The organism is Lactiplantibacillus sp. 3062 (assembly GCF_055413545.1).
Window position 1 is genome coordinate 1 of sequence record NZ_JBVAYE010000007.1, and the last position, 20,209, is coordinate 20,209.

The window sequence follows — 20,209 nt, forward strand, 5'->3', positions numbered from 1 at the left end:
GTTCACGGCTCATAATTAAATAGTTTCACAAAAGTTATTGTTGATTTATGTAACTGAGCATGATATGATGTTATAGTTGTGTTAATCGTCATGCCGACTTAGCTCAGCTGGCAGAGCATCTGTCTTGTAAACAGGGGGTCGGAGGTTCGAATCCTCTAGTCGGCATTAACTGAATAGTTATGCGGAAGTAGTTCAGTGGTAGAACATCACCTTGCCATGGTGGGGGTCGCGGGTTCGAATCCCGTCTTCCGCTTTGTTCCAAAGTGTTGCCGGGGTGGCGGAATTGGCAGACGCACAGGACTTAAAATCCTGCGGTTAGTGATAACCGTACCGGTTCGATCCCGGTCCTCGGCACTTTTATGAAGCACCCATAGCGCAATTGGATAGAGTGTCTGACTACGAATCAGAAGGTTGTAGGTTCGACTCCTACTGGGTGCATATAACGGGAAATAGCTCAGCTTGGTAGAGCACCTGGTTTGGGACCAGGGGGTCGCAGGTTCGAATCCTGTTTTCCCGATTAAGTAGTCATATACGATTATTTAACACATCGCGGTGTAGCTCAGCTGGCTAGAGCGTCCGGTTCATACCCGGGAGGTCGAGGGTTCGATTCCCCCTGCCGCGATAGGAATTAGAGCTTGGACCTTTAGCTCAGTTGGTTAGAGCAGACGGCTCATAACCGTCCGGTCGTAGGTTCGAGCCCTACAAGGTCCATCTACTATTAATAGTGGACATTTCCTAGTTACATCATATGGAGGATTACCCAAGTCTGGCTGAAGGGAACGGTCTTGAAAACCGTCAGGTGGGTCAAACCACGCGAGAGTTCGAATCTCTCATCCTCCTTATTATCGCGGGATGGAGCAGTCTGGTAGCTCGTCGGGCTCATAACCCGAAGGTCGCAGGTTCAAACCCTGCTCCCGCAATTTGGTCCGTTGGTCTAGTTGGTTTAGGACGCCTGCCTGTCACGCAGGAGATCACGAGTTCGAGTCTCGTACGGACCGTTAAGTTAATAGTTCTAAATGGCTACAATGGCTCGGTAGCTCAGTCGGTAGAGCAATGGATTGAAGCTCCATGTGTCGGCGGTTCGATTCCGTCCCGCGCCATATCTGTATTCTGCGGGTATAGTTTAGTGGTAAAACCACAGCCTTCCAAGCTGTTGTCGCGAGTCCGATTCTCGTTACCCGCTTTTTTTGGGCCTATAGCTCAGCTGGTTTAGAGCGCACGCCTGATAAGCGTGAGGTCGATGGTTCAAGTCCATTTAGGCCCATTTTGGAGAAGTACTCAAGTGGCTGAAGAGGTGCCCCTGCTAAGGGTATAGATCGCGCAAGCGGTGCGAGGGTTCGAATCCCTCCTTCTCCGTTGTACCATTTAAAAATATGACCCCTTGGTCAAGTGGTTTAAGACACTGCCCTTTCACGGCAGTAACATGGGTTCGAATCCCGTAGGGGTCATTATATTATCGCGGGATGGAGCAGTCTGGTAGCTCGTCGGGCTCATAACCCGAAGGTCGCAGGTTCAAACCCTGCTCCCGCAATTGGTCCGTTGGTCTAGTTGGTTTAGGACGCCTGCCTGTCACGCAGGAGATCACGAGTTCGAGTCTCGTACGGACCGTCACAAACGTCATTCGTTGATGAATGACGTTTTTTTGTGTTTTCAGAATATTAACTGTTTGACGAGATCACCTAAAGAGGTGCGCACTGTAATCAGTAAATAGGGTGGGTGTCATTCAACAGATGGCTGATTGGGGCTCACGATTGCTCAACTAAAGCTGACGGCAGATTCTTTAGGATCACACTGATCGGGACATATGTTGGTTCTGACTGCAATGTGATGTTGTGAACGAGGCTTATATATCAACTGATGAGATTTAGCAGTGTTGAGTAAAAGTAATATTCATGAAAAAAGTCGTTGCAGTTCAATCACTGCAGCGACTTGAAATATCCAATACCGGATGATTATGATTTTAATGAACGTACAAATGAATAGCGACTTTCGTGGTAGCCGTAATCTGAGGTGATGTACTTGGCAAATGGCTTGAATGAAGCGCTTCGCAGCCAAACAGCATATTCGGAGTCGCTATGCCAATTTGTGACAATCACGAAGGCTGAATTATTTTTGGACTCACGTAAGATCCAAAAATGTTTCAGCCCATCTGGCTTATTATAATCGTGTCGGAAACTACTAAACTTAGATTTAAAGACTTTTTGTTCTTCTTCCGGTAAATCAATGAAGATGAAACTTGTCATTCCATGCCAGTCAGCTGATCCTTTTGAAAGTAAAACGTCATACGTTACGGGGCTTGAAAAAACGGTTTTTTCGCCGGTTAAATCGAGTAGCATATAGCGATCTTCAGTGGCGTTGGCCTGCATTAATAACAAGTCACGATCAGCATTTTGTTGTTGGATCATGGTTAGAATTTTACGTGTCCCAAATGTTGCTGCAATCTTTCCACTCATCAATATCACTCCTTATTTATTACATCTATTATTATACGTGTTTTTCAAAATAATTGAAAATATGTTAAGTTGTTGGTTTCATTTTTTCTTGGTGCTATATTAAAATAGAAGTGGACAGAGAAATGAAGGGATGGTCAATAATGAAACTAACAGTTCTTGGTTACTATGGTGGTTATCCATACGATGGCGTGGGTACGAGTTCTTACCTGATTACAGCCGGTGATTACCATTTATTGCTCGATTGTGGGTCGGGGGCGCTAAACGCCTTAGAAGAGATTTTAGACCCCTTACAGCTCGATAGTGTGCTCCTGACTCATTATCATCACGATCATACGGCGGACGTTGGGGTCTTACAATATTACTGGCAGTTGCGTGCTGGTGAACGGAAGACGCCCGTGCTGCCGATTTACGGGCACACCGCTGATCCACTTAACTTTGGTGCCTTGACCTGGGCGAATGCCACAGAAGGTCGGGCCTATGATCCGGCTGCTGTCAATCAAATTGGGCCGTTTGATGTGAGCTTTTTACCGACTAAACATCCAGTTCCAGCCTATGCCGTTAAGTTGGTCGAGCGAGCGACGGGGCAAGAACTTGTCTTTTCCGCCGATACGGCTTATTTGCCAGAATTAGCGACTTTCGCAGCCGGGGCACAGTTATTGATGACTGATACGAATTTTGCCGCAGATAAAACTGGTAAAATGTGGCATATGACGTCGGCACAGTCTGGTAAAATTGCCAAAGATGCCCGCGTCAAAAAATTATTGCTCACACACTTGCCACAAGATGTCTCATTTACACAACTCCAACAAGAAGCACAAGCAGCCGCCGGTAATGACATTCAAGTGACAGTTGCTCAAAAGTTTTTACAATTGAATCTTGGCTAGTATGATAGGGCTTAGCAAATCATTTTGCTAAGCTTTTTCTGTCAGCTTACCGTTAATAGATTATTGATATCATAAGTCATAATTAAATTGTATACGAATTAATTAATAACAAGAATGACTATAAAAGCGGTTTATTCAATAGAAAAAATACATATATCGAATAATTGTATTTTAGATTATTAGTTTTAAATAAATTAATTTTGTTAAACCTATTCACAATTAAAAGTGAGTAGCGTATAATGAATTATGTTATAAAATTGATTAACGATGCCAAGGAGGACCCAGGATGGTTATTTTATATACCGCACCAAGTTGTACCTCATGTCGCAAAGCCAAGGCTTGGTTACAGACACACGACATTGATTTTCAAGAACACAATCTGTTTACCGAACCGCTTTCAATTGAAAAAATCAAGCAGATCCTACAACTGACTGAATCAGGGACGGAAGAAATTATTTCCACTCGCTCAAAGGCCTTTCAACAACTGAACGTTGATATTAATGATTTGTCACTCAATGAATTGTTTGACATGATTACTCATGATCCTAGTCTGTTACGTCGACCAATTATGCTTGATGAGAAGCGGCTGCAAGTTGGTTACAATGAGGACGAGATTCGCCGCTTCTTGCCACGCAAAATTCGGACATTAGAATTATTACGGGCACAACAATTAGCAAATATGTGATTATCATTGGCTAGTTAGCTTAACTAATTGGCCAATTTTTGTATTTTCAGATAGATTACTTTACAATAAACTGAAATAAGTTAGAATTGTGATAGTGATTATGGCCCTTGACACTTAGAAAGGGGTGGATCTGTAATGGAGATGGAACGCATCAACGAAGATACGATTCGCGTCGTTATTGGAAATGATGATCTCAATGAACGCGGTATTCGCGTACTAGATTTACTAGGGAATCATAAGCAAATTGAAAGTTTCTTCTATAGCATCTTGGAGGAAGTTGATGTTGATCATCAATTTCAGGACAATGATGCCGTAACTTTCCAAGTATTACCAAACCGAAATGGTTTAGAATTATTTATTAGCAAAAACAGTGATAATTTACAAGATACGATTGCTAAAGCAACTCAGTCACCCGACCAATCGGATGATAGCGACTCACAAGATGATGTTTCAGATTATTTGAAGCGTAAACTGATGCAGACGGATACGAATCAGGTTGAAGATGGACAAGGTATTGCACATAATCCAACTAAGGACACTAATGATCTCGATCCGTATTTGGATGATCCTGATACACCAACTAAGGAATACGTGTTGAAATTCGATCAATTTGAGGATCTTGTTTCATTGGCACAATTATTCCGGCCAGAGGGACTCGCGTCTAACTTATTCAAGTATCGCGACCAATATTATCTAGAACTGGTTTTCTTTGTCGATCAATCATCAACGGCCACTATCAAAGATGATGTCGCAGTAGCCTTGGAATATGCCCATTTAGCTAATATTTCAGCTGACGTACTACTTGAACATGGTGAAAAGATCATGTCTAATGCTGCTTTGGAAACCATCCGGCACTATTTTAAATAGCGGTTAATTGCCTCAACATAACGTTTATTCGTAATGTTAAGGCTTTTTTTGTATCCACGGATAAACAATCTGCCTGCCGGACGCTTTGCCAAAAAACGGGTGGCTGCTCGGGGTCAATAAATGATGATGGGTTTACGTGAGAATTGGCTTTAATGACGTAATTAGTTGTTGAAGGGAGGGACCATCATGTTGATCGCGATGGATGCTCAGCATCAACTCGTTAATGCGGCGACGGCTGATCGCCAAATAGAATATCACTGTCCAGGATGTGTGCAGCCGGTGCAATTGAAACGGGGGGCAGTGATCGTGCCACATTTTGCCCACGTCCATGCCACGGATTGTGATGCTTTCTCTGAAGGGGAAACAACGGAACATCTTCGTGGTAAACAACAATTAGCGACCTGGTTCGCTGCCAGTGGTTATACGGTGCGCTTAGAGGCTGGTTTGCCAGAGCTACATCAGCGCCCGGATATCCTGGTTCGACGAGGTACAGCGCAACCACTCGCGTTAGAATTTCAGTGTTCACCCTTGTCAGTGGAGCGACTCGCAGCTCGGACGCAGGGCTATCGTCAGCATGGCTATCAAGTGTTATGGTTGTTGGGACGCCCCTATCAGCGACAATTGCACCTCAATAGCAAGGCTTTGAAGTTTTTGCAGTACCAGCAACGGTGGGGCCTGTTTCTACTTTTTTTGGACACTCAAAGTACTAGTGTTCGTTTATTGCATCACGTCTTGACATTGGATACGGAACCGCTGACCTATCAAACGATTCGACTGGATACGCGCAGCCAGTCTGTGTTACATTTTCGCCAATTGGCTCCTAAAATTAACACCCCAACTTTACCGGACACGCATTTACGGCATTATTATCAACAGCTAATGTTGGCACGGCTTCGACATCAACGTGGTTTTGATGCGTTACAAGTGGCTTGCTATCAACGCGGAGGAACGATTGTCCAGTTACCGACGTGGACGATGCCCACTGTGCCGCAACTACCGCTGTTATCGGTACCATATCTGGTCTGGCACGCCCACGTCTTTTTTGCACTGCGGCAACAGTCCGGACGGCTTACTGGGCCACAATTAGAGGCATTGATCTGGGCCCAATTACGGCCATTACTTGCCCGGCGTGCCTGCCTGCAAGCACGAGGCACGTTAATACAACAACTGATAACGACCATGATTACGATGCTTAGCGAGCAGCAAGTGATAAACTGGCAGAAAACTGAGTGGCATGTGAATTCCGGCCAGCTTCGATGGCGCAAACATTGATTCCGGAACAGATGCTACCGCGATAGGCGCAATCTGTGGTAATCTAGTGCTATATTGAAATAATTGGAGGAATTTGCATGGTAGCAACCAAACAATTGCCGACCCGTTCGGCCGTTCCTGAAGAACTGACGTGGGATTTGACGCCCATTTATGCAGATCAGGCCGCGTATGAGGCGGATATTGCACAAGTCAAAGCTGCAATCCCCACCGTCACTGCGCTTAAAGAAACGTTTACAAGCTCGGCCGACACGGTGCTGGCTGGCATCCAGGCTGTTTTAGCGCTGTATCGTCGGTTAGAGAAAGTGGCGGTATACGCAAGTCTGAAAAGTGACCAGGATACTGGCAATAGTACCAATGCGGCTTTAGACGATCAAGCTAGTAGTTTGACTGCCAAGGTATCCGCAGCGACTGCCTGGTTCGAACCAGCAATCTTGGAATTAACGCCGGGCGAATTGGATACGTACCTTGATGAAAACGTCGATTTACGTGATTATCGGCATTTGTTGGATACGATCCGGTTGCAAAAGGGACACGTTCTGTCTGAAAGCGAAGAAGCTTTACTCGCAGGCGCTAGTGATATTTTTGGTGCTTCTGCGAAAACTTTTGGTGTACTGAATAACGCTGACTTTCAATTTCCAACGGTAAAGGATGACGACGGCAACCCTGTCAAATTGTCACAAGGAATTTATGGGGTGTTACTTGAGTCCGTTCATCCGGCTGTTCGGCGAGAGGCGTTTGAAGCACTGTATAAAGTATACGGCCAGTTCCGGCGAACACTTGCTTCGACTTTAGCTAGCCAAGTCAAGGTACACAATTTTGTTGCCCAGGCTCATCATTATCCAGATGCGCGGACGGCAGCACTTGCTGCCAATCAGATTCCGACGGCGGTTTACGATTCTTTAGTCACGTCCGTTGACAAGCATTTGGACTTATTGCACCGGTATGTTGCGCTACGGAAACAACTGCTCGGAGTTGATCAGTTGCATATGTATGATATGTACACGCCATTGGCACCCAAGCCGACGACCAACTATTCCTACCAGCAGGCTCAAGCAACTGCTTTACAAGCGCTCAAAATTTTGGGTCCTGATTATCTCAAACACGTCAAAACAGCGTTTGCTTCACGGTGGATTGATGTGGTGGAAAATCAAGGCAAACGTAGCGGGGCGTATTCGTCAGGAATGTATGATACCGCGCCATACATGCTGTTGAACTGGCAGGATAATATTGATAATTTATATACGTTGGTGCACGAAATGGGACACAGTATGCACTCTTACTTCACGACACATCATCAGCCTTATCAGTATGGTGACTATTCAATTTTCGTGGCGGAAATTGCTTCAACGACTAATGAAAACTTGTTGACGAACTATTTCTTAGCGACTGAACAAGATCCAAAAATGCGGGCGTATGTCTTGAATTACTACTTAGATGGATTTAAAGGCACCGTTTTCCGGCAGACGCAATTTGCTGAGTTTGAACAGTGGCTTCATGAGCAAGATCAAGAAGGTCAGGCTTTGACTGCCGATCGCTTGTCAAAACATTATTTGCAGTTGAACCAACGCTACTATGGTGCCGCCGTCGTCAGTGATCCGCAAATTGCCGACGAATGGTCCCGTATCCCGCATTTTTATTACAATTATTATGTTTATCAGTATGCCACGGGTTTTGCAGCGGCCTCAACGTTGGCTGACCGTATTAGTACGCAACAGACAGATGCTGTTGCGGATTATCTCGGTTACTTGAAAGCTGGTTCATCTGCTTTCCCAATCGATGTCATGCACCGAGCTGGAGTTGATATGACCAAGCCTGATTATCTTGATGCAGCTTTCGAGGTATTTGAAGAACGATTAAATGAATTTGAACAGTTGGTCACCCAAGATTAACCAGTTATAAAAGCAAGCACAATGAGCGTCAGGATGTTCGGTCCCGACGCTTATTTTAGACCTGACCCGCTTATCAGTTAGGGTGTTAGCTGCCGAGTCCAGAAGGCTTATTCTGGCAGCTATAAAAGGTAAATACAGTCAAAAGCACCCGGCGAAAATGATCGTCGGGTGCTTTTGACTGGTAGGACCAGTTGAATAATTGCAATTACTGGAATTATAAAACGTGTAATTGTGCGTTGGCAAGGCTAGCACAGCTGGCATTGGTTGCCCGAGTTGCATCTTGAAAAGGATCCAGATTGCCATTGACTAAGTCAAAAAGAGTCGTGTAATTAAAATGTTCTAGCAAGACACCATAATCATATTGGTCGCAATCAAAAACGACGGCCGACGATGCTTCGGTAATGTTCATTTCAGATGCAAGCCGCTGATCAGCATGAAAGGCCTGTTTCGCCAAGTCACTGTCCCGATCTTCCATAAACATGTCTAAGTCAATCTGACAGTTAGTTGCAACCGTTTTGACGAGCTCTTCCGAATAGTGTTGACCAGCCTTGAGCATTGCAGATTGCAAGGCAATTAAAAAGTTACGCCCCCGTTTTTTGCCTTGAAAAAGGGCGGCTTTATAATCCAAAATAACTCGGTACAATGTTTGAGACTGTTGATTTTGAGCATGCCAGTCGGATGCCTTGATTCCTTGGCACTTTAGAGCCCGTTGAATCACATTAATATTGAGTAATGGTACGAATTGAAATTGGATTTGCTTGTCTGAGTCGTTTGCCAACCGTAACACGTTTTGCTCATCACGTACGCATTGGTTTGCCAACGGATTTACAAATAAATACACTTCTAACACGTTATAATTCCTCCACTTTCTCTATTCGCGTCATAGTGCAGAATACCAATCAAACGAGGTATTTGCAAGTTTTTCATTTCATAAATTTTTTAATGCAGAAAATCACTCGTTACTTAGCTTAAACCTTCACCCGTAATCATGCACCGATTTGCTAAATTCGTAAAGTATTTTGTTTCTAGGATTACAGTTTGGAAAAAAAGTGAACTTAGGGTTCAATCTCGAGAACGTTAACTTTTTATTCCGACGATTTATGGTAAAATTTTAGGGTATGGATTGAAACGGAGGTGCCCCGATGGAAGATTGGAATCATTTTTTACTGCCTTATCAGCAAGCCGTTGATGAGCTTAAAGTTAAATTGCGGGGAATGCGCAAACAATTTCGTGATTTGAATCAGCATGAACCGATTGAATTTGTAACGGGGCGGGTCAAACCCGTTGATAGCATTAAGGAAAAGATGACCCGACGTAAAGTACAAGAAGATCGCCTAGAACAAGATATGCAGGATATTGCTGGTTTGCGGATTATGTGTCAATTCGTTGAGGATATCTATCAGGTCGTTGATTTATTGCGAAAACGGACGGATATGACAATTCTGGAAGAACGCGATTACATTAGTAATGAAAAGCCATCTGGTTACCGTTCGTATCATATCGTGATTGAATATCCGGTCCAAATGGTCGGTGGTGAAAAGAAAATTTTGGCCGAAATCCAAGTCCGGACACTTGCCATGAATTTCTGGGCGACCATTGAACATTCGCTTAACTATAAATATCAAGGGGATTTCCCTGAAAACTTGAGTCAACGATTACAACGGGCTGCGGAAGCCGCCTTTAGTTTGGATAAAGAAATGTCAGAAATTCGTGAGGAAATTCAAGAAGCTCAGAGCTTGTTCTCGTATGGGAAGGGGCCGGGCAACGATGAGCCTGACACGACAAAGGAAGATCAAAATTCATGAAAGTAACGATTTTTGCAAATGCGAGTGCCAAGACCAAGAAAGTAGCGGGTGAGTTACATACTAAACTGCTGGCTGCCGGGTTTGAAATTGATGATGAGCACCCAGACATTGTTTTGTCGGTAGGAGGCGATGGGACGCTTTTAGCGGCGTTTCACCACTATAGTCACATGGTTGACCAAGTTCGCTTTGTTGGCGTGCATACTGGCCATTTAGGCTTCTATACGGACTGGCGAGATTATGAAATCGACCAACTGATCAACGGTTTACTGGAAGACAACGGCCAGAGTGTGACCTATCCCTTGCTGGCTGTAGATATTACTTATGCGGATACGGATGCGACTGATCATTATTTGGCGTTGAACGAGTCAACGCTTAAGAAGCTTGGGAGTACCATGGTTGCCGATGTTTATATTCAAGATGAACTATTTGAACGTTTTCGTGGCGATGGGTTATGCGTCTCCACTCCAACTGGTTCGACGGCTTATAATAAGTCAGTTGGTGGTGCTGTCATTCATCCGCGCTTGGACGCTTTACAAATGGCCGAGATTGCGTCGATCAACAACCGAGTCTTCCGAACATTAGGCTCGCCAGTCATCGTAGCGCCGTATGAAACAATAACGATTCGGCCACAACAGCAGTCACACTTTGTCTTTACAGCTGATCAAATGGATACGCAGCCGCGGCCAATTGAACAAATTCGTTATTCAATTGCTAATCGTCGAATTGCATTTGCTCAGCATCGTCATAATCGCTTCTGGCAACGGGTCGGGACATCCTTCATCGGGTTGGACGAGCAATGAGGTTTACTTGGATCAACCATGAGACGACCCCGATGAAAGTTAAGACACTCTTGGCACAACATGGTGTGACACGTAGTTTGTTGAAAAAAGTTAAGTTTCATGGTGGGGCAATTCTCGTTGATGAACGACCGGTATTAGCGATTCATATGCTGACAGGCGGTGAGACTGTGACGATGGTCACACCTGCTGAAATTGGTAATGACCACTTAGGCGTCTCGACGTTGCCGATCGATATCTTATATGAGGATCGTGACTACCTGATTGTGAATAAACCAGCAGGAGTGGCCTCAGTACCGGCGCATGCCTTACCTGACAATACCTTAGCGAATCGGGTAAAAGGTTATTATCAAGCGGCCCATTATGATAATGAGGTTGTGCATATCACCACGCGTTTGGATCGGGATACGAGCGGTATCGTTCTCTTCGCTAAGCACCATTTTGCCCATTCGATTATTGATCATCAATTGAAGGCCCATGCGATGCGCAAAATGTACTTAGCCGTCGTCAGTGGTGAATTGACGACTGACCACGGGTGGCTAGATGCGCCCATTGGTCGTGCCGCTGATTCATTTATCAAACGAACGACCCGTCCCGACGGTAAGCCGTCTTTAACCGAGTACTGGGTGGTCAAGCGGCTGTGTAACATGACAGTCGTCCGGGTACGGCTGCATACCGGCCGAACGCATCAGATTCGGGTGCACTTTGCAGCTAGCGGTCATCCATTGATCGGTGATGCCCTTTATGGCGGTCCTCGTGACCCGTGGATTCAGCGCCAAGCACTGCACTGCATGCAACTGGAATTTGATGATCCATTCATTAGCCAGACCCTCACGACCTTTGCACCATTACCGGCTGATCTTAACCGTTTAATTATTCATAATCAACGTGCCAATTCATAAAGTGACCATTAAGATTTGGTCCGTTTTATGTTTATCCTAATTAGCATGATTGATGATGAACACGAGCCAATTGATCAGCGTTGACAATGACCAATTTGTTCGCGGAAGAGGGCTCAGGGCAAGTTGGCTTAGTGCGGGCGCTTGTGCCAATATTAGACCATTGAATAACCGTGATTAATGGTCTAATTTTTTAGTTTACTTCGCCAATCAAAAGGCGCATCTCAAAAAATGAGATGCGCCTTTTTGGCAGTTCTTAGTAATTAATAATCTTGGTCCCATGGGCCTGTTTGACGCCGAGCGTTGTGGTGATGTCGGCGACATTGGCGGTGGTAATGCCACCACCAGGTAGGATCTGAATTCGGCCAGCGGCCTGTTTGATCGTCGTTTGCAAGTGGGGGACACAGTCAGCAATCGGCTGATCAAGTGGGCCGCCATGTGTCAAAATGCGATCGACGTCATGGTCTACTAACCAGTCAATTGCCGCGGCTTGTTGATTTTCAGGGATGGCGTCAAAAGCCATGTGGAAGGTGATCGACATGCCACCGGCTGCACCAATTAGTAACGCTAAGGCTTCTTCGTCAAGCTGATTATCCGCAGTCAAAGCACCAAATGCGACACCATCAACACCTAATGATTGAGCCTGTAGCAGGTCCGCTTCCATGATTTTTAATTCCGTATCATTATAAACGAAATTGCCACCACGGGGGCGAATCATGGTCACTAGGGGCACGTGATGTTCACTGGTATACTTGGCTGCCTCAGCCATTACACCACGACTGACCGTTGTACCGCCAACGGATAGGTTATCGTTGAGTTCGATCCGATTGGCACCGGCCGCAATGGCTGCGGGAATGTTAGTGTAATTTTCAACACAGACTTCTTTTAATAACATGAGTTTCATCCTTTACTAGAAACGGACGCAAACGCCTTCAGGCACAGTAACGTCCTTTTGTAATAGACTTAGTTTACCACTCGTTAAGTCGCGTGCATACAAAGTGGCATTATCAGTGTTTTGATTAACGACCACGACAAAGGCTTCAGTTGGATCTAAATCAAAATCACGGGGGAAGTCACCTTCCGTACTGATTTGCTGAATCAGGGTCAAATGACCGTCGGCGGTTACTGCAAAGACAGCTAACGTATTGTAGCCACGATTGGAGACGTAGAGAAAATGACCGTCGTGACTTAAGCGGATGGCTGCGGCACCGTTGTGCGCCGTGTAGTCGGCAGGAATGGTCTTCACAATGCCAAGCTGCGTAAAGGCACCAGTTTGGGCGTCATATTTTAAGCTCGCAATCTGACTCGATAATTCACCAGCTAAGAAGGCGTATTGGCCGTCTGGACTGAACACGAGGTGACGTGGTCCAAAGCCAGCTTCCATAGTGAGCACGGATTGTTCACTTAACTGACCGGCGTCGCTGACGTTATAGACATAGACCTTATCGCTACCTAAATCGATTACGGCTAAGCGATTATCTGGCGTGAGGTCGGTGTAATGAATATGGGAGCCGTCTTGTTCAGGACGAGGGCCATGGCCACTATGTTGAACAGTATCGGTCAAAGTCAGCGCGCCATCAGCAGCAATTTTCATGACTTCGGCCGTTCCCTTATGATAGTTGGCACTGTAGACGAGTTGTCGGGCCTCATCGACAGCAACGTAAGCTGGTGGGGTGCCAGGTGCGACAACGGTGTTTAGTTTGTGAGCAGTTTGCCCGTCGATTTGCCAAGCAGCGATACCGCCCTCGTCATCTTCCTTATCGACACTGTATAGGCAATCCTTAGCTGAGAGGGCCAAATAGGTGGGATTTTGAGTGGCTGCCAGTAAGCCATCGTTGGTTAAGGTTTTGGCAGTGGTGTCAAGGGTTCCTTGGTAAATCCCTTGGCTTGTTTTTTTCGTATATGTTCCGAATAAAATGCGTTCTTGCATGATAACAAACCTCCTTGATAGATAATTCAAGTATAGCATAGATATGGCCCGTGTAAGCGATGACAAATTGGCGTCTGTGATTAGGACTATGCTACAATTAAAGCAATTAATTAACCGATGGGGGTCTCAATATGACAATAACTGCAACAGTACAATCGATTGGTGCGAATGCTATCGATTCCAAGGAACCAATTTTAGTTTTATTCGATGAAACGGCCACGGCACCATTACAGCAAATCGCGGTGATTCAGAAATTTGAGCAGCCCATCGCGAGTCTGTCGTTAGTTGCTGGTAGCACCATTACGATCGATCGACAAACTTATACGGTGGCCTTTGCAGGGGGACTAGTGGAAGCTAATTTAACGTCAATTGGGCACGCGACGTTGTACTTCAAACCAGTACCTGCCAAACCAATGGAAAACGGCATTTATTTGACACCAAACCAGTTACCAACAATCAAGGTCGGTAGCGTTATTACGTATCAGGCTTAGGAAGGAGGGATTGTTTGAAACCTGATTCACAGAAACAACGGTGGTCAGCGCAACGGCTCATTCGGATTTTGGTCGTTATTTTATTAGTATTGACGATCTTCTTTATGGGCAAGCAAGTCGATTGGCTATTAGATCCGGTCCGGCAATTTTTTAGCATCGTGGGTTTGCCGATTATTTTGGCCGGTGTGCTGTACTACTTGCTTAATCCACTTGTTGACTGGCTAGAAAAGCGTTTTCGCGTACGACGAACCTGGACGATCATTGGTTTGTTTATTGTGGTTGTCGCGCTGTTGGCGTTAGGCATTATTGCGATTATCCCAACGATTCGCGATCAAACTTTATCAATTATCAATGACTGGCCCAATTATTGGAAAAATGCCAGTACTGAAGTTAATCGCTGGCTCAATGATCCGCAACTCAGTAGTATCCGTGACCAACTTGAAAGTTGGAACACGGATCTCAGTAAGCTAGTGAGTGGCCGCTTTTCGAAGTATTTGACCGGGACGGTGACTTCACTTACAGGCGTATTTAGTACCGTAACGACCGTCATCATTGGGTTGATAACAATGCCGTTTATTCTTTTTTACCTATTGCGCGATGGTCATCAACTACCGAAGTATATGGCTAAGTTTGTACCTACCAAAGCGCGCTCAGGATTCTTAGAAGTTTTGACAGAAATCAATTCACAGGTCAGTAATTATATTCGTGGTCAATTGACCGTGGCGTTCTTTGTTGCCGTGATGTTTGCGGTTGGTTACAGTATTATTGGCTTGAAATTTGCGCTGACGTTGGGAATTGCGGCTGGAATCTTAAATTTGATTCCATATTTAGGGTCTTTTCTCGCAATGGTGCCTTCAGTGGTCATTGCGTTAGTCACCTCACCATGGATGTTGGTCCAAGTTCTGATTGTCTTCGTCATTGAACAAACGATTGAAGGCCGCTTTATCTCACCGTTAGTCTTAGGGAGTAGCTTAGCTATTCATCCGATTACGATTTTAGTCGTCCTATTAGCGGCTGGTAAAATCTTCGGGTTGATGGGGGTTATTTTCGGGATTCCAGGCTATGCGATCTTGAAAGTTTTGTGGACACATCTGTTTGACTGGTATCGACGGTCTTCGGGATTGTATGAGGCTGAAGCAACCCCATCAACTGATCAAACTAACAAGTAAGGTAATTGTTGGCTACTCAGATGGCGCTGAAACGCGATTAAACCAATAACGCCAAATTAAAAAGGTTCCACAGAAGTCTGATGACAATTCTGTGGAACCTTTTTAATTTAACTGAATGGTGATGTTACTAATCATTAGTGAATATCACGCCAGTTGTCACTTTACCAGCTTGCTTTTTTAACACCTGGAATTTGACCAGCGTGCGCTAAGCGACGAAAGTTAAGGCGCGACATGCTGAACTTACGTAGGTAAGCATGTGGTCGACCGTCAAGTGAGTCGCGCCGATGAATACGCACGGGTGAAGCATTACGTGGTAATTTTGCCAATTCGGTATAGTTGCCAGCAGCTTTAAGTGCTTGGCGTCGTTCGGCATACTTAGCCACGGTTGCTTCGATGCGTTTTTCTTTCGCAATTTTTGATTTCTTTGCCATCTGAATGAGTCTCCTTTATGTCATTAAATTCATGCCATTCGGTAGCAAATTCATTTTGACAATTTAAGTCAGCCTTTAGAACAGTTAATAAGATACCACACCTAAATCGTAACAGCTACTATTTTGTCCGCCCCGATATGGTATGATTGAACATACGTCCTTTACACGATGTTGTCATCGTGAATCCATAGTTTCAGGTAAGCTGGAAAGCATCGCTTGGATATGGGACGCCTAATGATAAAATTAACCAAGGTAAGGTGACACCTGTGAAAAAAATTGACCACGGCATCCAGTTTGTTCAGGCAAATATCGATCGCTTTCGATGCTTAGTTTGTAATCAAGCATACGTGACAATTGACGGCCACAGCTTATGTTGTCCTAATGGGCATCAAGTAGATTTTTCAAAAAAAGGGACGTTGTATTTTCTAACGCATCAAGTCGCTAGCGAGTACGATGCTAACATGCTGGCAGCGCGGCGCCGAGTTTTGCAAGCTGGTTTTTTCGGCCCCATTGTCCAAGCCATTAATGCGGCATTGCCAAAAACGGCGCAACGAATCTTAGATATTGGTAGCGGTGAAGGCACCCCCCTAGCTGATTTGTTGACAATGCATGCCAATTCTGAAGACGTGGGGATTGGTTTTGACATTAGTAAGGATGGGGTTAACTTAGCGACCCAATTGACGACGACTGCTTATTATTGTGTGGCCGATTTGGCCCAATTACCCTTTACCGATGGGGCATTCACGGCCATTATGGATGTCTTCTCACCATCCGCTTACCAAGAGTTTGAACGGGTCCTTGCGCCCGGTGGACAGTTATTGAAGATCGTGCCAAATCCTGAGTACTTAGTTGAACTGCGTCATTTACTATTTAAACCGACTGATCGACAGTATCAGTATGATAATCAACGGGTGTTAGATCTGTTTGCCCAGCACTATCCCACTGCTAAGCGGCAACGAATTCAATACCAAGTTGCGCTTGATAACATTGACTTTAACGACTTATTAGTCATGACACCGCTGCACTGGGGTGCGGATGCTGAGCAGCTCGCAACCGCTAAACGGCAGGGGTTAACTAAGATTACCGTTGATGTGAGTTTATTAACGATGCAAAAAGGTTAGCGCGGGTGCTTGCATGATTGAAACGCCGGTGTTAAGATAACCTTTGAGAAATCGTTTGGTAGTTAACATCGACATGTCGTTGGTGACTACCGAGTTGTACTTCATTAACGTAGCGTTTCGCCGTGCCCACACCGAAATACTACGTTTTTTTGTGTCTTCAAAAGCTGACGGTGAGGTGTGACCATGTGTTGCTATTGCATTCATACCAGTCCTGAATAATGCCATGATTCACCGGTGAGGTTCAATGGCAACCAGTCAATTGGCATGGCTCTCGTAATTTAAAGCGGACCTTCTGAAAAGTCGTGGATGGCTATCAGAAGGTCCGCTATTTTATATGTGACGCTATATTAATGCAATTTAGAAGCGGATGGTTGTTTACGGCTGATCAACCACCCTAAACCGAAACCTAGCAGTGCGGGTACACTCCAGCCTAACCCTAGATTGGCAAGCGGTAGCCACGCGTTGAGATGAAGCAAAGCTTGCAACCAGGATGCTTGTACCCAGGCGGATGGCATAGCGTTAATGCCGGCAAGAATGGCCGGAATCATGGTCCAGACAGTTGTCATTCCATATAACCAGCGGGACATCCCAAGCCATGGTGCCAGTACTGCCAGTATGATTAACACGATTGCGAGCGGGTAGAGAAACATCAGCACTGGGGTTGAATAAGTAATCATTTCAGTTAGCCCAACGTTAGCAAGAATGGCTGGAATGAGACAAGCGATGGTGATCAGCCAATGGTAGGAAATCTTAGGAAACATGCCATGCAACGTATCACCGAAAGCAGAAGTGAGGCCAATGGCAGTTTTTAAGCAAGCGATGATGACAATTAGAGCTAGTAAAACATTACCGAATCGGCCGAAGTAGGCATCGGCAATTTGAGCTAAGGTAATCCCCCCATTGGCAGCTGGAGCAAAGCGACCTAAGCTCATGGTACCCATAATCGCCAGCAGGCCATAGATGACTGCCATTAAACTCATGCTGATTAGGCCTGCTTTAATGGTATCAGTTGCGATTTGCCCCGGATCACGGACACCGAGGTCGCGAATCGCATCAATCACGACGATGCCAAAAGCTAGCGAGGCTAACGCATCCATCGTGTTGTAGCCTTCAGTAAAACCAGTTAGAACTGGATGGCTGACATAGGCGCCACTCGCCGCGACGTTAAGTGATCCCAGTGGCTTAATGATAGCGACAAGCATTAAGGCACCTAATAATAGCAAAAAGATGGGTGTCAGCCACTTACCAACATAGGTCATAATCTTACCGGGATTACGAGCCAGTAACCAAGTGACGACGAAAAAAGCAACGGAGAAGCCCAATAGCACCACGGGTTGTAATTTGGTGGTTAAGAAGGGGGCCAGTCCAATCTGAAAGGCCGTAGTTGCTAATCGTGGCATTGCAAAAAGTGGCCCGAGGGTAAAGTAAAGCAGTACGGTGAAGACATACGCGTATGATCGGCTAACGTTTGTTGCCAGGTCAAATACGCCCTGACTGCGCGTCAGCCCCATGCCGATCACGCCTAGTAATGGAAGTCCAATCCCGGTGATCAATAGTCCGATAATGGCCGCACCAACGTGTTGGCCGGCTTGCTGGCCCAGAAAAATTGGAAAAATCAAGTTACCAGCACCGAAAAATAGTCCAAATAACATGGTGCCGATGAAGAGTAAATTCCGTCCTGATAAACGGTTATTCATGGTATCCCCACTTTCAAATAAACATGGCAATAGTTTAGCATGCTTTGGTGAAGAATTAATTAAAGGTCGGTGAGGGCGTTAACTGGCGGTGTAATGCAACCAACTGGTTAGTGACAATGTTGGCTACGACTGTCGCAATGAGGAGAGATGGGGCGGTGGCAGCACTTAGCTGTTAAATACTGCCAGCAATTGCGACGCCACAAAAGTCCCGTCAGATTCTGGCGGGATTAATTGGTCTTATTTAAAGCGCGTCACAGTTAACTAAATTGCTCAAGTAGCGCTCGGCTTGTGGTTTGGCTGCCACTCGATATTTTAGCGCTGCTAGGCAAGACGTTTACTGGTTAGCGATTGTAAAGCGTTCTTGATGATGTTTGGGCGTTTCCAGTTCGTTTAAAACGGCTACCGCCATCGTGCCACTATTGGTCACTGATTCACCAGTAGTGTTCGTCAGTAATGTGTCATGGCCGTACTGGGCCGGGGTAGCAGGACCTGCTGTGAAATTGGCGGCCGGGGAAACTCCAACCCAATCGACGTTGGTGACGGTTCGTAAGAAGGTCAGTTCGGCCAGTTGGTTTTGCGGAATAGCGACGAAGGCAGCATTGGCGGGATTACTTTCAATGTCGTGCACGAAGAGGTGTTGATCATCACCAGTTGTTAAACTACCGGCCCCTAAGATGAAGAGGAGACGTGGCCGCTGTTGTTCGCGGAGCTGAGCGATCAGCTTAGTTGCCAGATCCACGTGTCGGTAAGCCTTATCAGGACTAGTCGCCATTGCGTCAACGACCACGTCAACCGCCTGTAGCTCAGATAGTGTGAGATCGAAAGCGTCTTTAGCTTTGGTCTGCAAATTTGGGTTAGCCGGTAGAGCGGCTAGCTTTTCTTCAGAACGTCCGATGGCTACGACGGTGTGGTTCCGTTCAAGTGCTAGTTTGGTGATGGCTGAGCCAGCCATTCCGGTTGCGCCAATAATCATAATTTTCATAGATAATTCCTCCTCGAGTTATAAAATGATCCGAATGCTGCCTTGTACGTGTTAATCCGGCATGAATCATGATGACAACGTGTCAGGTTTAGATTGGTGTTCGTCAGCCAGTGTGCGTCCTGTTCCGCCCTCCGGCGCGTACGGTGATTAGTATAGGAAAGATTGGTTAAGAATGCGAACAAAGCGTTTTTTAGTTTCAAAGTTCGCTGTTGAACCATAGACATGGTATGATTAATAGGATTGCTATGAATGAACATGGCGTAGAGACTAAAATGAATGAGGACGATTATTTTGACAAATCACATTGCGTTATTTGAACCGTTAATGCCAGCGAATACTGGTAATATTGCCCGGACGTGTGCCGGAACGGATACGGCCTTGCATCTGATTGAACCGTTGGGCTTCAAAATTGATGATAAGCACTTAAAACGGGCTGGCTTGGACTACTGGGATAGTGTCGATATTACTTATCATGCTGACTTGCAAGATTTTTTAGCTAGTATCCCTGATTTAAATCAGTTGTACTTAGTGTCTAAATTTGCTGAACATGACTATACGGATGTTGATTATAGTGATACGGGTAAGGATCACTATTTCTTATTTGGTAAGGAAACGACAGGGTTACCAGAACCATTTATGCGCAAATATCCCGAAAAGGCCATTCGGATTCCTCAAGATGATTCACATATTCGAGCCTTGAATTTATCGAATTCGGCTGCGATTGTGATTTATGAAGCCCTGCGGCAACAACAATTCCCGAACCTTGAACGGTCGCACCACTATGAAAATGATAAGTTGAAGTAACCAACAGAACGTGCACTAGCGCTAAACGTTAGG

General features: G+C 45.4%; 19 protein-coding genes and 17 tRNA genes. 29 read left to right on the forward strand and 7 right to left on the reverse strand.

The annotated features are described in order from the left end of the window. Nucleotides 1–92 precede the first annotated feature (92 nt). From ACWQAU_RS10075 to ACWQAU_RS10155, 17 genes are all read left to right on the forward strand, one after another. Nucleotides 93–165 (forward strand) — tRNA-Thr (locus ACWQAU_RS10075). 16 nt (nucleotides 166–181) lie between these two features. Continuing rightward, nucleotides 182–253, forward strand: a tRNA-Gly gene (locus ACWQAU_RS10080). A gap of 15 nt (nucleotides 254–268) precedes the next feature. Further along, a tRNA-Leu gene (locus tag ACWQAU_RS10085) sits at nucleotides 269–354 on the forward strand. A gap of 10 nt (nucleotides 355–364) precedes the next feature. Next, a tRNA-Arg gene (locus ACWQAU_RS10090) sits at nucleotides 365–438 on the forward strand. A gap of 5 nt (nucleotides 439–443) precedes the next feature. Then, nucleotides 444–517: transfer RNA gene (locus ACWQAU_RS10095), tRNA-Pro, on the forward strand. A 31-nt stretch (nucleotides 518–548) separates the two neighbouring features. Then, a tRNA-Met gene (locus ACWQAU_RS10100) sits at nucleotides 549–622 on the forward strand. A 15-nt stretch (nucleotides 623–637) separates the two neighbouring features. Next, a tRNA-Ile gene (locus tag ACWQAU_RS10105) sits at nucleotides 638–711 on the forward strand. A gap of 39 nt (nucleotides 712–750) precedes the next feature. Then, nucleotides 751–840 (forward strand) — tRNA-Ser (locus tag ACWQAU_RS10110). 6 nt (nucleotides 841–846) lie between these two features. Then, nucleotides 847–920: transfer RNA gene (locus tag ACWQAU_RS10115), tRNA-Met, on the forward strand. Between the two features lie 3 nt (nucleotides 921–923). After that, nucleotides 924–998, forward strand: a tRNA-Asp gene (locus ACWQAU_RS10120). Between the two features lie 29 nt (nucleotides 999–1,027). Next, nucleotides 1,028–1,100, forward strand: a tRNA-Phe gene (locus ACWQAU_RS10125). 12 nt (nucleotides 1,101–1,112) lie between these two features. Further along, nucleotides 1,113–1,183: transfer RNA gene (locus tag ACWQAU_RS10130), tRNA-Gly, on the forward strand. A 6-nt stretch (nucleotides 1,184–1,189) separates the two neighbouring features. After that, nucleotides 1,190–1,264: transfer RNA gene (locus tag ACWQAU_RS10135), tRNA-Ile, on the forward strand. A gap of 4 nt (nucleotides 1,265–1,268) precedes the next feature. Further along, a tRNA-Ser gene (locus tag ACWQAU_RS10140) sits at nucleotides 1,269–1,356 on the forward strand. Between the two features lie 19 nt (nucleotides 1,357–1,375). Next, nucleotides 1,376–1,448, forward strand: a tRNA-Glu gene (locus ACWQAU_RS10145). Between the two features lie 9 nt (nucleotides 1,449–1,457). Next, nucleotides 1,458–1,531 (forward strand) — tRNA-Met (locus tag ACWQAU_RS10150). Nucleotides 1,532–1,533: 2 nt separating this feature from the next. Next, nucleotides 1,534–1,608: transfer RNA gene (locus tag ACWQAU_RS10155), tRNA-Asp, on the forward strand. Between the two features lie 344 nt (nucleotides 1,609–1,952). Here the strand turns inward: ACWQAU_RS10155 and ACWQAU_RS10160 are convergent. Next, a complete protein-coding gene (locus ACWQAU_RS10160; protein ID WP_003640886.1) occupies nucleotides 1,953–2,453 on the reverse strand; it encodes an antibiotic biosynthesis monooxygenase in 501 nt (166 codons plus the stop codon). A gap of 140 nt (nucleotides 2,454–2,593) precedes the next feature. Here ACWQAU_RS10160 and ACWQAU_RS10165 point away from each other — a divergent pair, with 140 nt between their 5' ends. From ACWQAU_RS10165 to pepF, 5 genes are all read left to right on the forward strand, one after another. Continuing rightward, on the forward strand, nucleotides 2,594–3,337 hold the full coding sequence (locus ACWQAU_RS10165; RefSeq protein WP_003644623.1) for an MBL fold metallo-hydrolase: 744 nt from the start codon (nucleotides 2,594–2,596) through the stop codon (nucleotides 3,335–3,337). A 286-nt stretch (nucleotides 3,338–3,623) separates the two neighbouring features. Further along, complete coding sequence (gene spxA / locus ACWQAU_RS10170) at nucleotides 3,624–4,022, forward strand: transcriptional regulator SpxA (protein ID WP_011101690.1); 399 nt, start codon at nucleotides 3,624–3,626, stop codon at nucleotides 4,020–4,022. Nucleotides 4,023–4,157: 135 nt separating this feature from the next. Beyond that, nucleotides 4,158–4,889, forward strand: a complete 732-nt coding sequence (locus tag ACWQAU_RS10175) for an adaptor protein MecA (protein WP_003640883.1) — start codon at nucleotides 4,158–4,160, stop codon at nucleotides 4,887–4,889. Between the two features lie 186 nt (nucleotides 4,890–5,075). Then, the gene (locus ACWQAU_RS10180; protein WP_053338973.1) at nucleotides 5,076–6,161 is read left to right on the forward strand and encodes a competence protein CoiA; all 1,086 of its coding nucleotides are present in this window, start codon (nucleotides 5,076–5,078) and stop codon (nucleotides 6,159–6,161) included. A 77-nt stretch (nucleotides 6,162–6,238) separates the two neighbouring features. Beyond that, on the forward strand, nucleotides 6,239–8,050 hold the full coding sequence (gene pepF / locus ACWQAU_RS10185; protein WP_027821200.1) for an oligoendopeptidase F: 1,812 nt from the start codon (nucleotides 6,239–6,241) through the stop codon (nucleotides 8,048–8,050). Between the two features lie 214 nt (nucleotides 8,051–8,264). On the opposite strand, the gene ACWQAU_RS10190 is transcribed toward pepF, so the two are convergent. After that, nucleotides 8,265–8,900, reverse strand: coding sequence for a DsbA family protein (locus tag ACWQAU_RS10190; RefSeq protein WP_003640880.1), 636 nt, complete (start codon nucleotides 8,898–8,900; stop codon nucleotides 8,265–8,267). 292 nt (nucleotides 8,901–9,192) lie between these two features. Here ACWQAU_RS10190 and yjbM point away from each other — a divergent pair, with 292 nt between their 5' ends. The 3 genes from yjbM to ACWQAU_RS10205 are packed head-to-tail and all read left to right on the forward strand — an operon-like array spanning nucleotide 9,193 to nucleotide 11,554. After that, complete coding sequence (yjbM, locus tag ACWQAU_RS10195; protein WP_003640879.1) at nucleotides 9,193–9,855, forward strand: GTP diphosphokinase; 663 nt, start codon at nucleotides 9,193–9,195, stop codon at nucleotides 9,853–9,855. After that, entirely contained in the window at nucleotides 9,852–10,655 is an 804-nt protein-coding gene (locus tag ACWQAU_RS10200; RefSeq protein ID WP_003640878.1) for an NAD kinase, read from the forward strand. The genes yjbM and ACWQAU_RS10200 overlap by 4 nt, the downstream gene beginning before the upstream one ends. Beyond that, a complete protein-coding gene (locus ACWQAU_RS10205) occupies nucleotides 10,652–11,554 on the forward strand; it encodes an RluA family pseudouridine synthase (protein WP_027821199.1) in 903 nt (300 codons plus the stop codon). The genes ACWQAU_RS10200 and ACWQAU_RS10205 overlap by 4 nt, the downstream gene beginning before the upstream one ends. Nucleotides 11,555–11,807: 253 nt before the next feature. Here ACWQAU_RS10205 and ACWQAU_RS10210 read toward each other — a convergent pair whose 3' ends face one another. Both ACWQAU_RS10210 and ACWQAU_RS10215 read right to left on the reverse strand, forming a co-directional pair. Continuing rightward, nucleotides 11,808–12,446, reverse strand: coding sequence for a copper homeostasis protein CutC (locus tag ACWQAU_RS10210; protein WP_003644620.1), 639 nt, complete (start codon nucleotides 12,444–12,446; stop codon nucleotides 11,808–11,810). A 15-nt stretch (nucleotides 12,447–12,461) separates the two neighbouring features. Then, a complete protein-coding gene (locus ACWQAU_RS10215; protein WP_011101686.1) occupies nucleotides 12,462–13,481 on the reverse strand; it encodes a lactonase family protein in 1,020 nt (339 codons plus the stop codon). A gap of 131 nt (nucleotides 13,482–13,612) precedes the next feature. On the opposite strand from ACWQAU_RS10215, the gene ACWQAU_RS10220 reads away from it, so the two are divergent. Together ACWQAU_RS10220 and ACWQAU_RS10225 are read left to right on the forward strand one after the other, a co-directional pair. Beyond that, nucleotides 13,613–13,972 carry a PTS glucitol/sorbitol transporter subunit IIA gene (locus ACWQAU_RS10220; RefSeq protein WP_003645946.1) on the forward strand — a complete coding sequence of 120 codons (360 nt, stop codon included), beginning with the start codon at nucleotides 13,613–13,615 and terminating at the stop codon, nucleotides 13,970–13,972. A gap of 14 nt (nucleotides 13,973–13,986) precedes the next feature. Then, the gene (locus ACWQAU_RS10225; protein ID WP_003640873.1) at nucleotides 13,987–15,141 is read left to right on the forward strand and encodes an AI-2E family transporter; all 1,155 of its coding nucleotides are present in this window, start codon (nucleotides 13,987–13,989) and stop codon (nucleotides 15,139–15,141) included. 161 nt (nucleotides 15,142–15,302) lie between these two features. Here ACWQAU_RS10225 and rpsN read toward each other — a convergent pair whose 3' ends face one another. Continuing rightward, nucleotides 15,303–15,572: a 30S ribosomal protein S14 gene (gene rpsN / locus ACWQAU_RS10230; protein ID WP_027821198.1), complete on the reverse strand. Its 270-nt coding sequence runs from the start codon at nucleotides 15,570–15,572 to the stop codon at nucleotides 15,303–15,305. 266 nt (nucleotides 15,573–15,838) lie between these two features. Here rpsN and ACWQAU_RS10235 point away from each other — a divergent pair, with 266 nt between their 5' ends. Beyond that, on the forward strand, nucleotides 15,839–16,693 hold the full coding sequence (locus ACWQAU_RS10235; RefSeq protein WP_027821197.1) for a methyltransferase domain-containing protein: 855 nt from the start codon (nucleotides 15,839–15,841) through the stop codon (nucleotides 16,691–16,693). Nucleotides 16,694–17,040: 347 nt separating this feature from the next. Here the strand turns inward: ACWQAU_RS10235 and brnQ are convergent, their stop codons facing one another. Together brnQ and ACWQAU_RS10245 are read right to left on the reverse strand one after the other, a co-directional pair. Then, a complete protein-coding gene (brnQ, locus tag ACWQAU_RS10240; protein ID WP_011101684.1) occupies nucleotides 17,041–18,390 on the reverse strand; it encodes a branched-chain amino acid transport system II carrier protein in 1,350 nt (449 codons plus the stop codon). Nucleotides 18,391–18,724: 334 nt separating this feature from the next. After that, nucleotides 18,725–19,372 carry an NAD(P)-dependent oxidoreductase gene (locus ACWQAU_RS10245; protein ID WP_027821196.1) on the reverse strand — a complete coding sequence of 216 codons (648 nt, stop codon included), beginning with the start codon at nucleotides 19,370–19,372 and terminating at the stop codon, nucleotides 18,725–18,727. 291 nt (nucleotides 19,373–19,663) lie between these two features. On the opposite strand from ACWQAU_RS10245, the gene ACWQAU_RS10250 reads away from it, so the two are divergent. Further along, nucleotides 19,664–20,176, forward strand: coding sequence for a tRNA (cytidine(34)-2'-O)-methyltransferase (locus ACWQAU_RS10250; RefSeq protein ID WP_003644616.1), 513 nt, complete (start codon nucleotides 19,664–19,666; stop codon nucleotides 20,174–20,176). Nucleotides 20,177–20,209: the final 33 nt, after the last annotated feature.